At 73.9% G+C, this 14048-nt stretch carries 17 protein-coding genes; 9 read left to right on the forward strand and 8 right to left on the reverse strand.

The features are described 5' to 3' along the window. Positions 1-21 precede the first annotated feature (21 nt). Positions 22-747: a DUF2470 domain-containing protein gene (locus ACIP2X_RS03435; RefSeq protein ID WP_401666885.1), complete on the forward strand. Its 726-nt coding sequence runs from the start codon at positions 22-24 to the stop codon at positions 745-747. Here the strand turns inward: ACIP2X_RS03435 and ACIP2X_RS03440 are convergent. The 3 genes from ACIP2X_RS03440 to ACIP2X_RS03450 form a co-directional block, all read right to left on the reverse strand. After that, on the reverse strand, positions 715-1908 hold the full coding sequence (locus tag ACIP2X_RS03440; RefSeq protein ID WP_401666887.1) for a lactonase family protein: 1194 nt from the start codon (positions 1906-1908) through the stop codon (positions 715-717). The two genes, ACIP2X_RS03435 and ACIP2X_RS03440, sit on opposite strands and share 33 nt — an antisense overlap. A 147-nt stretch (positions 1909-2055) precedes the next feature. Continuing rightward, positions 2056-3309, reverse strand: a complete 1254-nt coding sequence (locus tag ACIP2X_RS03445; RefSeq protein WP_401666889.1) for an aromatic acid exporter family protein — start codon at positions 3307-3309, stop codon at positions 2056-2058. 98 nt (positions 3310-3407) lie between these two features. Then, complete coding sequence (locus tag ACIP2X_RS03450; RefSeq protein ID WP_401666892.1) at positions 3408-3902, reverse strand: FBP domain-containing protein; 495 nt, start codon at positions 3900-3902, stop codon at positions 3408-3410. Positions 3903-4137: 235 nt separating this feature from the next. Here ACIP2X_RS03450 and ACIP2X_RS03455 point away from each other — a divergent pair, with 235 nt between their 5' ends. From ACIP2X_RS03455 to ACIP2X_RS03465, 3 genes are all read left to right on the forward strand, one after another. Next, the gene (locus ACIP2X_RS03455; RefSeq protein WP_401666895.1) at positions 4138-4590 is read left to right on the forward strand and encodes a PPOX class F420-dependent oxidoreductase; all 453 of its coding nucleotides are present in this window, start codon (positions 4138-4140) and stop codon (positions 4588-4590) included. 119 nt (positions 4591-4709) lie between these two features. Continuing rightward, on the forward strand, positions 4710-5996 hold the full coding sequence (locus ACIP2X_RS03460) for an ROK family protein (RefSeq protein WP_401666898.1): 1287 nt from the start codon (positions 4710-4712) through the stop codon (positions 5994-5996). Between the two features lie 90 nt (positions 5997-6086). Continuing rightward, positions 6087-6344: a hypothetical protein gene (locus ACIP2X_RS03465; protein WP_401666900.1), complete on the forward strand. Its 258-nt coding sequence runs from the start codon at positions 6087-6089 to the stop codon at positions 6342-6344. A 168-nt stretch (positions 6345-6512) separates the two neighbouring features. Here ACIP2X_RS03465 and ACIP2X_RS03470 read toward each other — a convergent pair whose 3' ends face one another. The 3 genes from ACIP2X_RS03470 to ACIP2X_RS03480 form a co-directional block, all read right to left on the reverse strand. After that, positions 6513-7541 carry an SDR family oxidoreductase gene (locus ACIP2X_RS03470; protein WP_401666903.1) on the reverse strand — a complete coding sequence of 343 codons (1029 nt, stop codon included), beginning with the start codon at positions 7539-7541 and terminating at the stop codon, positions 6513-6515. Between the two features lie 320 nt (positions 7542-7861). Continuing rightward, entirely contained in the window at positions 7862-8527 is a 666-nt protein-coding gene (locus ACIP2X_RS03475; RefSeq protein WP_401666905.1) for an HAD family hydrolase, read from the reverse strand. A 125-nt stretch (positions 8528-8652) separates the two neighbouring features. Then, on the reverse strand, positions 8653-9687 hold the full coding sequence (locus ACIP2X_RS03480) for a PHP domain-containing protein (RefSeq protein WP_401666907.1): 1035 nt from the start codon (positions 9685-9687) through the stop codon (positions 8653-8655). Between the two features lie 190 nt (positions 9688-9877). On the opposite strand from ACIP2X_RS03480, the gene ACIP2X_RS03485 reads away from it, so the two are divergent. Then, positions 9878-10114, forward strand: a complete 237-nt coding sequence (locus ACIP2X_RS03485) for a hypothetical protein (protein WP_401666910.1) — start codon at positions 9878-9880, stop codon at positions 10112-10114. 16 nt (positions 10115-10130) lie between these two features. On the opposite strand, the gene ACIP2X_RS03490 is transcribed toward ACIP2X_RS03485, so the two are convergent. After that, entirely contained in the window at positions 10131-11360 is a 1230-nt protein-coding gene (locus ACIP2X_RS03490; RefSeq protein WP_401666912.1) for an RICIN domain-containing protein, read from the reverse strand. 129 nt (positions 11361-11489) lie between these two features. Beyond that, positions 11490-11936, reverse strand: coding sequence for a VanZ family protein (locus tag ACIP2X_RS03495; RefSeq protein WP_401668819.1), 447 nt, complete (start codon positions 11934-11936; stop codon positions 11490-11492). 492 nt (positions 11937-12428) lie between these two features. On the opposite strand from ACIP2X_RS03495, the gene ACIP2X_RS03500 reads away from it, so the two are divergent. From ACIP2X_RS03500 to ACIP2X_RS03515, 4 genes are read left to right on the forward strand one after another with little or no spacing between them, the layout of a single operon-like run. Next, the gene (locus ACIP2X_RS03500) at positions 12429-12611 is read left to right on the forward strand and encodes a hypothetical protein (protein WP_401666914.1); all 183 of its coding nucleotides are present in this window, start codon (positions 12429-12431) and stop codon (positions 12609-12611) included. Then, on the forward strand, positions 12608-13060 hold the full coding sequence (locus ACIP2X_RS03505) for a monovalent cation/H+ antiporter complex subunit F (RefSeq protein WP_401666916.1): 453 nt from the start codon (positions 12608-12610) through the stop codon (positions 13058-13060). Before ACIP2X_RS03500 ends, ACIP2X_RS03505 begins: the two co-directional genes overlap by 4 nt. Further along, positions 13053-13313 (forward strand): hydrogenase subunit MbhD domain-containing protein, encoded by a 261-nt coding sequence (locus ACIP2X_RS03510; protein ID WP_401666919.1) that lies wholly within the window; start codon positions 13053-13055, stop codon positions 13311-13313. The genes ACIP2X_RS03505 and ACIP2X_RS03510 overlap by 8 nt, the downstream gene beginning before the upstream one ends. Continuing rightward, positions 13310-14047: an MnhB domain-containing protein gene (locus ACIP2X_RS03515; RefSeq protein ID WP_401666922.1), complete on the forward strand. Its 738-nt coding sequence runs from the start codon at positions 13310-13312 to the stop codon at positions 14045-14047. Before ACIP2X_RS03510 ends, ACIP2X_RS03515 begins: the two co-directional genes overlap by 4 nt. The last annotated feature ends 1 nt before the right edge of the window (position 14048 follow it).

Here is a 14048-nt window from a genome sequence, read left to right on the forward strand (position 1 = left end):
ACCTAATAAGGAGGAACTGGGATGGGTGACAGCCAAGCCTGGGCGGCCGCGCCCGCCGCGGCGGAACAGGCCCGGTCGGTGCTCGCCGGCTCGTGGTCGTGCGCGGTGACCGCGGAGGGCGTGCGCGAGGAACTCGTCGGCGCGCACACCGTGGCGGAGGACGGCCGGATCGTCCTGCACGTGCCGGAGGACAGCGCCCTGCTCGCGGCCACCCTCTGCGCTCCCCGGGGCGAGCCGTCCGCCGTCCTGGAGTTCGCCGACGTCGCACCCGTCCCGATGCGCAACCGCATCCGCGCCCGGCTCCGGCTGGCCGGCTTCTTCACCCTCGAGGAGGGCCACCTGGCCTTCGAGGCCACCCGGGTGGTGCTGCGCCGGCCGTCCGGTGCCGTGGTGATCGACCTCGACGACTTCGCCGCCGCCGCGCCCGACCCGCTGGCCGGAGCCGAGGCCAGGCTGCTGACGCACCTCGCCGAGGCCCACCCCGACGCGGTCGAGAGGCTCACCCGGCTGGTCGAGCCGGGCAACCTGCACGGCGTGGTGCGCGTCCAGCCGCTCGCCGTCGACCGGCACGGCCTGACGCTGCGCATCGAACGCCGCCGCGCCCACGGCGACGTACGCCTGCCGTTCCACACGCCGGCCGACGGGGTCGCGCAGCTCACCGAACGCATGCATGTGCTGCTCGCGCAGGCGAGCGCCGCCTCCTGCCCCCGAGCGCTACAGCGGCAGCGCACAGACGGCGACGGGTGAGGCGAACGGCTCACCGGCGAGCCGCAGTTCGCCGCTGCCGTCCACGTGGAAGACGCTGACACTGCCGGAGCGCTGGTTCGCCGCGAACAGCAGCCGTCCGTCGGGCGAGAAGGCGATCTGCCGGGGGAAGTCGCCCCCGACGGCGACCGTGCCGAGCAGCCGCAGCCGGGCGCCGCCGCCCTCCACCGCGTAACGGGCCAGGCTGTTGTGGCCCCGGTTGGCGAGGAACGCGTACGAGCCGTCCGCGGTCACCAGGATCTGTGCCGGGTAGGAGGTGCCCTCGCCCGTCCCGGTGGACTGCGGCTCGCCGATCGTGAGGCGCCCCGTCGCCGGTTCGTAGGCGCAGACGGCGACCGTGTTGTCGAGTTCGTTCGCCAGATAGGCGTACCGGCCGCCGGGGTGGAAGGTGAGGTGCCGCGGGCCCGCCCCCGGCCGGGTGTGCGCCTGGGCCACCTCGCGCAGCGTGCCCTTCTGCTCGTCCAGGCGGTAGGTGTGGACCGTGTCGGTGCCCAGGTCGACGGCGAGGACGTGACCGCCGTCCGGGCTCGTGACGACCTGGTGGGCGTGCGGGCCGTCCTGACCGGGGCCGGGCCCCGGACTCGTGTGGGTGACGAGGTCGGTGCGCTCGCCGAGCGCGCCCGAGGACGCGATCGGGTGCACGGCGACACTGCCGGAGGTGTAGTGGGCGCTCAGCAGCCAGCGTCCGCTCGGGTGCACGGACAGATGGCAGGGTGCCGCGCCGCCCGTGCCGCGGCTGCCGAGGATCGCGTGGTCGGCGGTCCGGACGGCGGTCACGGCGCCGTCCTCCCGCTCGCTCACCGCGTACAGCGTGCGGCCGTCCGGATGCACGGCCAGATACGACGGGTCGGCCACCCCGGTGAGCGTCCCGGTCCCGGTGATGCGGCCCGTCACCGGATCGTAGGTCGCCAGGCCGATGCCCCGGCCGCCGCCCTCGACGGACGTGTAGGTGCCGATGTGGAGCGGGCGGGGGCCGGACGGCCTGGCCGCCGTCGTCGGGGTGCCGCGCTCGGCGGCGGCCTCGGGTGCCCTGGCTGCGGGCCGCGTCCCGCAGGCGGCCGACGCGGGCAGCGCCGCGCCCGCGACCGCCCCGACGAAGCGCCGCCTGCTCCAGCCGCCGCCCGCCCGCGCGTCCCCGCTCATCTGTGCACCTCAGCTCGTCGTCCGCACCAGGACTCGTCGGTGGTCCCGCGCGTGTCAGCCACCTTCGCGCGGATCACCCGCCAAGGGCAAGAACGGCAACAGCCGTTGCGTCCCGCGCAAGAACGGCCCGGCCGACACCGGCCCTTGTCACATGGAGCGGCCGCCGGCGCCGGTGCGGTTGCGCCACAGCTGCTCCTGGACGCCGAGTCGCTCGCGCAGCCGGGTCAGCCGCGGCATGCGCTCGCGCTGCTCCCGCGTGTGGCGGTCCAGCTCCTCCAGGAGCCGGCGCGAGCGGTGCTCGGTGTCGAGTTCGTCGAGGATGCGGTTGACCTCCGTGAGGACCGCGCCGTGCAGCTGCCATTCGTGGCTGTCCCGCCGGACCTCCTCCAGCAGCATCTGGGCCAGCTTGTCCCGGGTGGCCGCCGCCGTCTGGAGCTCGGCGGCCAGCCGGTCCTCGGCCGACTCGGCGCTGGCGCTGACGCTGCTGGTGACCAGCACCGCGAAGCTCACCACCGCGTCGCCGATCTCCGACAGCAGCTTTTCGACGACTTTCCCCGTCTCGCCCTCGAACAGGGTCCGCGGGTCACGCGCCTTCGCCAGGTCCGTGAGGGTGCGCGTCAGGACGCGCAGGACCACGGTGCAGATCTCCAGGGTGTCCAGCCCCGTGCGCAGCACCACCCGGTTCAGCAGTCCCTCCCGCACCCGCGGGTTGAACCGCAGACTGTCCTCGGCCTGCCGCAGCGCCGCGTCGACCTCCACGATGTCGTGGTCGAGCCGGCGGGCCTCGTGCAGGCGCTCCGCCGCGTACTCGACGGGGGTGCGGCCTGCGGCCTCCTCGCCGACCCGCAGCATCAACTGCCGCATGCGCCGGGCCAGCCCCTCGATCGACGCGCCGGCCTCACCCACCCACACCGGCGGTGCGAGCAGCAGATTGCACGACAGGCCGACGACCGCGCCGATCAGCGTCTCCACGATCCTCGCCCAGGCGGTGTCGCCGACGGTGGTGACGCCGAGCACCAGCATGGCGCTGATCGCCACCTCCGGCACGTACTCGTGGACCCGGACGAGATGCCCCACGGCCAGCGCCGCCAGGATCACCAGGGCGAGGCTCCACCAGGTCAGGCCGACCAGCAGGCTGAAGGCGATCGCCACCAGCACGCCGGCCACCACCGAGTTCACCCGGCGGATGCCGTTGGTGAGCGTGGCGTAGAGGGTCACCTGGACGACCAGCAGCGCGGTCAGGGGCGCCGTCAGGGGCGCGGCCTCGGGGCTCAGACGCAGCGCGATGACGTACGCGAGGGTCGCCGCGAACGTCGACCGCAGGGTCTGGACGACCACGGGGTCCCGTCGCCATTTCCGCAGGCGCGCGCGGTGGGCCGACCAGTCTCGTTCAACTCGCATCCCTTGGCCTGTTCCCCGTCACCTGCGGCATCGAACGTCACGTCCGTATCGTCCGGCCCACGGCGCGGCGGCGCGTGAGGGCGCGGCCCGCCACCACCTCAGTCGGTCAGCCTGTCGAGGAAGGCGGACAGGTTGCCGCAGGTCCGGGCGATCTGTTCGGCCGGCGTCAGGCTCTCCTCGAAGCGCGCCCCGGACTCCGAGACCTTCTTGCCGCGGACGTAGAGCGAGCAGGCGAGGTCCGCGCACATGTACAGGCCGACGGAGTTGCCCTCGCGGCCCGCCGCGCCGGCCTTGCGGGCCGTCATCAGGCAGACGCCGCCCCGGGGATGGCCCGTCAGGCACAGGGAGCACAGGCTGCGGTGCAGATAGCCGCGCTGCGGCGGGGGGAAGCGCAGGGTGATTCCGATGAGCCGCCCCCGCTGTTCGGCCACCAGGTAGCTGCGGTCGGGCGCCCCGGGATCGCGCCAGCCGAGGAAGTCCAGATCGTCCCAGGGCCGGTCGGCGAGGTCGCGGGGGACGGCCAGCCGCTTTGCCTCGCCCTTGGAGCAGTTGATGAAGGAGTCGCGGATGTCCTGCTCGGTGAGCGCTTGCACGGGGTGCCTCCTGGGGGCGCCGGGCACGGCCTCCGGAACGCCGGAGCCATGACCATAAGCTAGGGGTCCTAGGTTTTTGCCTAGCTTAGATAGGCCGGACGGGGTGGGGCCACCGGTTTTCCCGTCCCCCCGCCGCCCCCGGGGCGCACCGCTCCGGCCGCCCGTCGCCGGATCGGCGGGCAGCGACTAGCTTGAGGGGCGGACGGTGTCCTCGACGGAGCCGGAAGGGGCGTGCGTGTCGTTCACCGAGGAAGAGATCGCCTATCTCCGAGCGCAGCCGCTGGCCCGCCTCGCCACGCTCGGGGCGGGGGAGCAGCCGGACGTGATGCCGGTGGCGCTGGAGTACGACGGGACCCACTTCTGGGTCGGCGGGGGCCCGACGGTCGTGCGCACCCGCAAGGTCCGCAACGTGGTGGCGGGGCGGCGCAAGGTCGCCTTCGTGGTGGACGACATGATCTCCTTCGACCCCTTCGTCGCCCGTGGCATCCGCGTGTACGGCGAGGCGGAGGGGCCCTTCGAACGGGTCGGCATGGTGGGGCCGGGCCACTACTTGCGCATCACCCCGTCGGACTCCTGGAGCTGGAACATGGCGGGCGATCCCGTGGGTGACGCCTGGTACGGGTCACGGCGGGCCGTCCACGCCCGGCCCGCCGCGCCCGAAGGGCCTGCCGGTCCCGACGGGTCGTAGTGATCGCCGTCAGATCTCCGCACCGCTTAGCTCATACCCTGAATTAAGGGTTGGAGTAATATCCCCTGGGTGGCCCGGCCGGTTGTGTCGCCGGTCGGGCAGGGTTCGGAAGGAGCCACATGGCGGGGCGGAACGGGCGCACGGTGCGTGACCTCAGGCGGGCCAACCGGACCGCGGTGCTGCAACGGCTGTACTTCGACGGACCGCTCAGCCGCTTCGAGCTGGGCCCGGCGACCGGCCTGAGCTCGGGGTCGGTCAGCAACGTCGTCGCCGACCTGGTCGCCGATGGTCTGGTCGAGGAGGCCGGCAGCGTCGACTCCGACGGCGGCCGCCCGCGCACACTGCTGCGGGTCGCGCCCGGCAGCGGCCACATGATCGGTGTCGACGTCGGCGAGACCCGGGTGCGCATCGAGCTGTTCGACCTCACCCTCACCGAACTCGCCCGCGCCGAACGGCCGCTGGAACACCAGCGGTACGACGTCGAGGTGATCGTCGGCCACATCCGCGACGGCATCACGGAGGTGCTCGCCGCCGCGGACGTGGCCCCCGAGCAGTTGCTCGGCGTGGGGATCGGCGTCCCCGGCATCGTCGAACGCACCCCGGACCGGGGCGCCGTCGTGCACGGCCAGACGATCGGCTGGGAGGCGGTCCCGCTGGAGGCGCTGCTCCGCTCCACCTCCCGCCTCCCGGAGGGCGCCGCGTACTTCATCGACAACGGCGCCAAGACGCTCGGCCAGGCCGAGATGTGGTTCGGCGGCGGGCGCGGCGCCCGCAACGCCGTCGTCGTCCTGTTCGGCTCCGGTGTCGGCGCCTGCCTCGTCACCCCGGAGGTGGACCACGGGCGGGCCGTCGAGTGGGGCCATCTGACCGTACGGGTCAGGGGGCGCCGCTGCCGGTGCGGTGCGCTCGGCTGTCTGGAGGCCTACGCGGGCGCCGAGTCGCTGCTGGAGCGCTGGCGCGAGGAGGGCGGGCAGCCGCCCGAGGGCACCGACGAGGAGACCGCGCTGACCGCGATGCTGGCCGCCGCGTACCCGTCCGGCGGCGACGCCGACCCGGTGGCGCTCGCCGTGCTGGAGGAGACCGCCGAATACCTGGGCGCCGGGCTGTCCGACCTGATCAACCTGTTCCAGCCGGAGCGGATCCTCATCGGCGGCTGGGCGGGCCTCCAGCTCGGCGCCGGGTTCCTGCCCGCCGTACGCCGGCACGCCGTGGCGTACGCCCTGCGGCATCCCGCGGAGAAGGTCACCGTCGAGCTGGGCAGGCTCGGACCCGACGCGGTCACCGTCGGGGCGGCGATCCTGCCGCTGGCCGACTTCTTCGCCCGCGGCGGCCGCCGCCCCGAGCCCGCGCCCGAGGGGCCGACCCCGGCCTGGCGGGCGGTGCTGGAGGAGCGCGCGCCGCACTGACTCGCGGCGGCGGCGTGCGGGACGGGCGGTTTCGCCGCCCCTGCGGGAGGTACTCGCGTGTGCTCCGGACGCCCACGAAGGGAGCACGCCGTGACCGACCATCGCCATGAGGAGCCGGGCCGCAGCCCCGACCCCGTACCGCGTGACCTGCCCGACCAGCAGGCGGCGACGGACGAGGAGGACGCGCTGGACGTGCCCCCGTCCGGGAAGGACCGCGCCGACGAGGGCGCTCAGGGGGACGCCGCCGACGTGCCGGACACCGACGAGGCGGGAACGGGCAGGCAGGGGGCCCCGCAGCCCGCCACGGTCCACCCCGAGCACCCGACACCCGACGAGTCCCCGGACTGAACGAGCAGGAGCCTCGAAAGGGCGGCCCGGCGTCGGGCACGGCTTCCCGGGCGGACCAGCACCGCCCGCGCCACCGCGCGCACCCGGTGGCCCGTGCCGGCGGATTCCCTCGCGGGGTGGCGCACCCCCGGTGCGGGTGTCCGCCGGGCGCGCCGAGGGTGGGGGCGGTCAGCCGACCTTGCGGCCTCGCATCGGTTCCGTGTGGGCGCCCGCGCCCTGCTGGAGGCCGTGCAGGAACTCCTCGATGACCTCGGGTGCCGTCCGCGTCGGGTGCCAGTCCAGTTCCATGCGGGCGCGCGTGCAGTCCATGAGCGGCAGCCGCAGCACCGCGTCGAAGAGGTGCGGGGAGGCCGGCAGCAGATGCAGCCCCCACGCCGCGGCGATCGCCGAGCGGGCCGCGGTCCGGGGCAGCCGTACCGGGCGGCTGCCGAGCAGCTCGGCCAGCAGTGCGGCGTCGACCGGCGGATCGGCGGCGAGGTTGAAGGCGCCCCGCACGTCCGACCCCACCGCCCGCTGGTACGCCCTGGCCGCGTCGTCGGTGTGCAGCGCCTGCACCCGCAGCCCGGGGATGTCCGGCAGGAACGGCAGCAGCTCGGGACGCGCCAGCGGCCCCGGCAGGAACTTGCCGGCGAAGATCCGCCGCTGCTCGCTCGCCGACTCCCGTTTGAACAGGAACGCCGGCCGCATCCGCACCACGCGGACCCCGGGATGGTCCCGCTCGAAGGTGTCCAGGGCGCGTTCCAGATAGGCCTTCTCCCGGCAGTACGCGGCGTCCGGCCAGCCGTGCGTCGGCCAGGACTCGTCCACGGCGTGGTCCTTGGGCCCCGGTGAGTACGCGCCGACCGAGGAGGCGTGCACGAGGGTGGGCACGCCCGCGGAGGCGGCCGCGTCGAACACCCGTATGCTGCCCAGCACGTTGGTGCGCCAGGTGCGCGCGGGATCGTGCGTCGGCTGGAAGGCCCAGGCCAGATGGATCACGGCGTCGGCGCCGAGGAACTCCTTGACGAGATCGGCCTGTTCGGAGGCGACGTCGACCGCCGCCCACTCGGTCTTCGGCGGCGACCACGCGGGAAGCCGCCGTGCCAGCCCTCGCACCGACCCGACCTGCGGATCCTCGGACAGGAGACGCACCACGCTGGTACCCACGTTGCCCGTGGCACCCGTGACCACGATCCTGCTGCCCGCTTCGATGCTCACGTCGGTCTCCTCTCGGGCGTATGCCACTGGTGGAGCGCTCCGAGTACCCGGCCACGACGGCCCGCACGCGCGCGCGAGGGCAGGGCCGTGACAAGGGAGAGCCCCGACCGGACGGGGGATTCCGGTCGGGGCGGCGTGTGGGTGGGCGCGGATGGCGGTCGCCTCTCGGCGAAAGGCTCCACAGGGCTTCAGCCGAACGATCGTCCCTGTGGGCGAAAGGTGAGGCCCGGGGACACTGTCCCATCCGCATCCACGTGTGGTTCAACGGGCAACCGGCCCCGGGTGTTCCACCACGCCCACCGGGACGGGCGTGACCTCCGTCACCCGGCCGTACCGCCGCCGAGTTCCGGAAGGGACGCCAGCAGGTGCGCGGGGTCGTCGTAGACGGCGTCCGCCCCGGCCTCCTCCAGGTCGGCCCGGGGGATCCCGCCGCACAGCACGCCCACGCACCGCACCCCGGCCCGGCTGCCGGCCCGCATGTCCCACACGGTGTCGCCGACGAACACCGCGCGCTCGGCCGGTACACCGGCGAGTTCCAGCGCCCGCTCGACGGGCTCCGGCGCGGGCTTGCCCTTCTCGACGTCGTCGGCACTCGCCGTCGCCGTGATCGCCTCGTCCGCGTCGATCGCGCGGCGCAGCGCGCTCAGTTCGGCGCCGCCCGCCGAGGTCGCGAGGACCACGGCCCAGCCGTCCCGGTGCAGCCGGCGCAGCAGCCGCCCGGCGTCGGCCAGCGCGGGCAGCCGGTCGAAGTACTGCCCGTAGAGGACCTTGTGGGCGGTGCTCAGCTCGTCGTCGCGGTCCTTGTCCCGGTCGTCGCCGAGCAGATGCGCGATCAGGTCCGGGGAACCCAGGCCCACCGCCCGGTGGATGGCGTGCGTCGGGACCCGGTGCCCCGCCTGCCGGAATGCCTCCCACCAGGTCACGACATGCAGATGATTGGTGTCGACGAGCGTCCCGTCGACGTCGAACACGGCGGCGCGATCCATGGTGTCCCTTCCGCTCCCTTCCTCACCGGCCCCCCGTCGGGCTCCGTCGGCTCCGGTCGGTCCTGCCCGTCGGTCCCTGCCGGCCGCCCGGGTACCACGGGGGCGGCCCGGTAAGCGAGGCGGCCTCATCCCACCCCGGCCGGCACCCGCCCCTCCCGCGTCCAGGCCAGCAGTTCACCGGCCGACCAGCTGGTCACGACGCGTTCCGCGGGGACGCCGCACTCCTCGGCGCGGGCACAGCCGTTGATCTGCCAGTCCAGCTGCCCCGGAGCGTGCGCGTCCGTGTCGATCGACAGCAGCACGCCCGCCGCCACCGCCCGGCGCAGCAGCCGGCGGGGCGGATCGAGCCGTTCGGGGCGGCTGTTGATCTCCACCGCGGTGCCGGACTCGGCGCACGCGGCGAACACCTCGTCCGCGTCGAACTCCGACTCCGGCCGCCCCCGCCCGGTCACGAGCCGCCCGGTGCAGTGCCCGAGGATGTCGGCGTGCGGATCGCGCACCGCCCGCACCATGCGGCGGGTCATGGCGCGCGCGTCCATGCGCAGCTTGGAGTGCACGGACACCACGACCACGTCCAGCCGCGCCAGCAACTGCGGATCCTGGTCGAGCGAGCCGTCGTCCAGGATGTCGCACTCGATGCCGGTGAGCAGGCGGAACGGCGCCCAGGTCTCGTTGAGGGCGGCCACCACGTCCAGCTGCTCGCGCAGCCGCTCGGCCGACAGCCCGCGGGCCACGGTCAGCCTGGGGGAGTGGTCGGTCAGCGCCGTCCACTCATGGCCGAGCGCCGCGGCGGTCCGGCCCATCTCCTCGATCGGGCTGCCGCCGTCCGACCAGTCGGAGTGCACATGGCAGTCCCCGCGCAGCCGCGCGAGCAGCGCCGCACCGCCGTGTTCGGGCCGCTCCCGTCCGGACTCGGCCTCCAGCTGCGCCAGGTACCCCGGCACCTGTCCGGCCAGTGCCTCCCGCACCACCTGCGCGGTTTTCGGGCCGATGCCCTTGAGGGACTCCAGCGACCCCGCCGCCACCCGCGCCCGCAGCTCGGGGGCGGGCAGCTCGGACACCACACGGGCGGCGGTGCGGAAGGCGCGGACGCGGTACGTCGGAGCCAGCGACCGCTCCAGCAGGAAGGCGATCCGGCCCAGTGCGTCGACGGGATCCATCGCCACCTCCTCCGGGTCACCCTCCAGGGTTCCCCAGCCCCACGGGGGCCGCACGGCGGCACCGGGTGTTTCGCCGGGCGCACGGCGGGGAAACGCCAGGCGGCGCCCCCGTGCCGCCTGGGCCCGGGGGCGCCGCCACCGGCCACCGCACAACGGTCGCGATGGCCGGATCCGCTCTACGCTCTATGTCATGACCGAAATCGCGAGCCCCTACATCTCCCATCCGCGGATCATGGTGCTCGGCGTCCAGCCCGGCAGCCCGCCGTTTCGCATCGTGGAGATCGACGGTGAGGTGGTCGGTGCGGCGCGCGCCCTCACCGACGTCCTGGAGACTGCCGCCGCCTTCGGCATCACGGTCCACGACCTGGACGACCCCGACGTGGTCCGCTGGGTCGGCGGCGACAAGTTCCACTGGACCCCGCGTTAGGCCCGGACCGCCTGGGTCAGCCGACGGTCCACTTCTGGTTGGCGGCGCCGGTGCAGGTCCAGATCTGCAGCCGGGTGCCGTTGGCCGAGCTGTTGCCACTGACGTCGAGACACTTGTCGGCCTGCGGATTGACGATGTCGCGTGCCCCGGTGACCACCCATCTCTGGGCGGCGGAGCCGTTGCAGTCCCACAGCTGGACGGCCGTGCCGTCCGCGGTGCCGCCGCTCGCGACGTCCAGGCACTTGCCGAGCGCCCGGATCGTGCCGTCGCCGCCCACCGCCCACTGCTGGGCCGCGGTGCCGTTGCAGTCGTAGAGCTGGACGGGGGTGCCGTTGGCGGAGCTCGCCCCGGCGACGTCGACGCACTTGCCGGCCAGGCCCCGGATCGCGCCGCCCGTGGGGGAGTCACCGGTGGACACCGTCACGTGGTCCACCACCAGCTGCTGCGGGAAGACCGTCGAGCCGTTCGGGTCGCCCGGCCAGTATCCGCCGACCGCCAGGTTGAGGATCAGGAAGAACGGCTTGTTGAACACCCAGGACCGCCCGCCGAGGTCGGCGGGGGTACGGCGCTGGTACACGTTGCCGTCCACGGACCAGGTGATCGAGTCGGGCGCCCAGTCGACGGCGAAGGTGTGGAAGCCGTCCGCGAAGGCCTGCCCGTTCGGCAGCGAGTACGCCGCGCCGATGCCGCCGGCGCCGGAGTAGCCCGGGCCGTGGATCGTGCCGTGCACCGTGGAGGGCTCGAAGCCGACGTTCTCCATGATGTCGATCTCGCCCGAGTCCGGCCAGTTGACCGGGGTTCCGAGCATCCAGAACGCCGGCCACATGCCCTGTCCGCGCGGGATCTTCATCCGGGCCTCGATGTGCCCGTACTGCGCGGTGAACTTCCCCGCGGTGTTGAGCCGGGCCGAGGTGTACTCGCAACGGCCGTACCAGCACTGGTAGTTCGCCGGGTTCTCCCGCTTGGCGGTGATCACCAGATGGCCCTGGCCGTCGAGGGCGGCGTTGTTGGTGCCGGACGTGTAGTACTGCCGCTCGTGGTTGTTGACGTTGTCGCCCGTCTCGATCTGCCACTTCGAGGAGTTGACCCCCGCACCGGCGGGACCGTCGAACGTGTCGGAGAAGGTCACCGCCTGGACGCCCGCCGGCTCCGCCTGGGCGGCGGGCGCGGCGACGGCGGCGGAGGCGACGAGTACGGCGGACAGCGCGCCGAGCAGGCATCTGCGGAGCAGTCGTGGGGAAGCCACGGCCTTCCCTTCCGGCGGCGCTCCGCGCACGGGAGCGCCGACTGAGGTGGGGGGTGAAGGATTCCCCTTGATTTAAGGGATGAGGTAAGGACGCGTCAATACCTTGGCCCAGACCAGGAGTTGAGGTCCTCAGCGCCGCGCGTGCACCGCCCGGCCGAGCCTGCGCCCCACCAGCAGATACCCGGCCAGCGCCCCGGTCGTGTTCAGGATGACGTCGTCGATGTCGAAGGCGCGGCCGGTGATCATCGCACCCTGCACCAGCTCCACCGCGAGCATCACGACGGCGGTGAGCAGGAGCACCCGCAGGATCCCCCGGGCCCGCGGCGCGAGGACGGGTACCAGCACACCGAACGGCACGCCGAGCAGCAGGTTGCCGCCGATCTGCTTCACCGCGTCCCGCAGTTCCGGCTGATTCAGGTAGGCCTGCAGGGAGTCGCCGGGCTGCAGGTTGGTGTGCGTCAGCGCCTCCGAAGCGGGCGAGGGTTGCAGCGTCAGCTTGGCCAGCACCACGGCGAAGGCCACCATGAAGGCGAAGGCGCAGGTCATGGCCAGCGCCCGGCCGATCGAGGCGAGCAGTGAGCGCTTCGGCTCGGCACCCTTCTCGGCCCGCGGTCCGGCGGAGCGCTTGGCGGATGTCTTGGTGGACGTCTTGGCGGGCCGCTTGCCGGATGTCGGGGCGGACCCCTTGGCGGGCGGTTCGGCGGACCGCCAGGAGAAAGCCTTGGCGAACCGTTCACCGGCGGACGGTTTGGCGGTCCGCCCGGCGGCGGGCCGCTTGGCGCCCCCCTTGGCGGGCTGTTCGGCGCCCCGCTTGGCGGGCTGCTTGGCAGGTCGCGGGCGGGTCAGAACGCGGGACAGCAATGCTGCACGGGCCACTCGGTCCTCCAGACTTCAACTTCCCTCGGCCATCAACGCGATTACCCCCGGACCCCGCAGAGATGCGGTGCCGGTTTGCCTTTGTCCGGCGGGGGCACCCCGCCCGGGATCCGCGCGCCGCCCCGCCCCCGCCCGGTGCCGGTGCTTTGATGACGCGCAGTGACCCGAGGAGCCCGCGGAGGTGGCTGCCCGATGACCCGGCGTACGAGGCTGCTCGCCGTGGCCGAGGTGCTGACCTGGTGGGTGCTGCTCGTCGCGCTGTGGCTGGCTCTCATCAGCGCGGTCGACACCCTGGAACTGGTCGTGGGCGCGAGCGCCGCGGCCCTGGCGGCGCCGGCGGCGCGGGCCGCCCGCCGGGCGGTGACCGACCGGTGAACGGCTGGCTGCTCGCGGCGGCCGCCACTCTGGGTGGCGGACTCGCGGTCACCTTGTGGGGCGTGGCCACCGGCCCACTCGGCCGCCGGGTCGTGGCGCAGAACCTCGCCACCGCCGTCGCCTGCCCCGGCCTGCTTCTGCTCTCCCAGGCCTACGAGCGTCCGGCGTACGTCGACGTGGCCCTGGTCCTCGCCCTGCTGGGCCCGGTGGGCACCCTCGTCTTCGCCCGGCTGCTCGCCGGCGAACTGGCCGCGCACCCACCGCGCCTGTGGGGGCCGACCTGGGCGACGGCCGCCCTCGGCACGGCCGTCGTGCTCGCGCTGTGCGTGGTGACCGCGCCCGGCCGGGCGACGCTCAAGCTGCTGGTGGTCGGGGCGCTGCTGGTCGGCGGGAACGTGGTCGCCACCCGGGCGCTGACCGGCGGCATCCGGGGGGTGCGCGGTGGCTGACCCCGTGGTGGTCGTGGCGCTGCTGCTCGTGGCAGGCACCGCGACCCTCGCCGTCGCGGTCCGTGACCCGGTGCGCCAGGCGCTCGTGCTGGCCGTCCTCGGCGTCGTGCTCGCGGTACTGTTCACCGCCCTCCAGGCCCCCGACGTCGCCCTGTCGCAACTGGCCGTCGGCTCCGCCGTCACCCCGCTGTTGCTGCTGCTCACCGTGCGCAAGGCCAGACGCCGCGGCCGGCGCGAGGGGCGTGAGCGGTGAGCCGGCGGCTGCGGCTGTGGCTGCTGGTCGTCGGCGGCACGGGACTGGCCGCGCTGCTCGTCGCCGCCTGTCCGGAACTGCCCGCCTTCGGCGGCGCCTCGCACCCGTACGGGGACCGGGCCGTGCGCGCCTCCCTCGCCCGGCGCACCGCCAACACCATCTCCTCGGTCAACTTCGACCAGCGCGCCTACGACACCCTCGGCGAGATGACCATCCTGTTCGCCGCCGTCCTCGGCTGCGTGGTCCTGCTGCGCCAGACCCGCGACGAACACCGCGCCCGGCCGGAACCGGCCGACGTGGAGCCGCCGGTGCGGCGCTACGCCCTGGTCGTCCTGCCGGTCGCCCTGCTCGTCGGCCTCTACGTGGTGGCGCACGGCCAGCTCAGCCCCGGCGGCGGCTTCCAGGGCGGCGTGGCCGTCGCGACCGCCCTGCACCTGCTCTACCTCGGCGCGGACTACCGGGCCCTGGAACGCATCCGCCCCGTCGGCCTCTACGAGGTCGGCGACGCGGTCGCCGCCTGCGCCTACGTCGTGCTGGGTCTCGCCGGCGTGCTCGCCGGCACTGCCTTCCTGGCCAACACCCTGCTGCCGTACGGCACCTTCAACACCCTGTCCTCCGGCGGCCTCGTCCCCCTGCTGAACGCGGCCATCGGCATGGAGGTCGCCTGCGCGGTCGTCGTCCTGCTCGCCCGCTTCCTGGACCAGGCCGTCGAGATCGAGGAGGAGCGCACGTGAA

Source organism: Streptomyces sp. NPDC089424 (assembly GCF_044749345.1).
GTDB lineage: Bacteria > Actinomycetota > Actinomycetes > Streptomycetales > Streptomycetaceae > Streptomyces.

Coding starts and splice junctions, on each gene's coding strand:
- ACIP2X_RS03440 (WP_401666887.1), bottom strand. CDS start 1,908: ATGAGCGGGGACGCGCGGGCGGGCGGCGGCTGGAGCAGGCGGCGCTTC.
- ACIP2X_RS03485 (WP_401666910.1), top strand. CDS start 9,878: ATGACCGAAATCGCGAGCCCCTACATCTCCCATCCGCGGATCATGGTG.
- ACIP2X_RS03460 (WP_401666898.1), top strand. CDS start 4,710: ATGGCGGGGCGGAACGGGCGCACGGTGCGTGACCTCAGGCGGGCCAAC.
- ACIP2X_RS03475 (WP_401666905.1), bottom strand. CDS start 8,527: ATGGATCGCGCCGCCGTGTTCGACGTCGACGGGACGCTCGTCGACACC.
- ACIP2X_RS03500 (WP_401666914.1), top strand. CDS start 12,429: ATGACCCGGCGTACGAGGCTGCTCGCCGTGGCCGAGGTGCTGACCTGG.
- ACIP2X_RS03445 (WP_401666889.1), bottom strand. CDS start 3,309: ATGCGAGTTGAACGAGACTGGTCGGCCCACCGCGCGCGCCTGCGGAAA.
- ACIP2X_RS03435 (WP_401666885.1), top strand. CDS start 22: ATGGGTGACAGCCAAGCCTGGGCGGCCGCGCCCGCCGCGGCGGAACAG.
- ACIP2X_RS03480 (WP_401666907.1), bottom strand. CDS start 9,687: ATGGATCCCGTCGACGCACTGGGCCGGATCGCCTTCCTGCTGGAGCGG.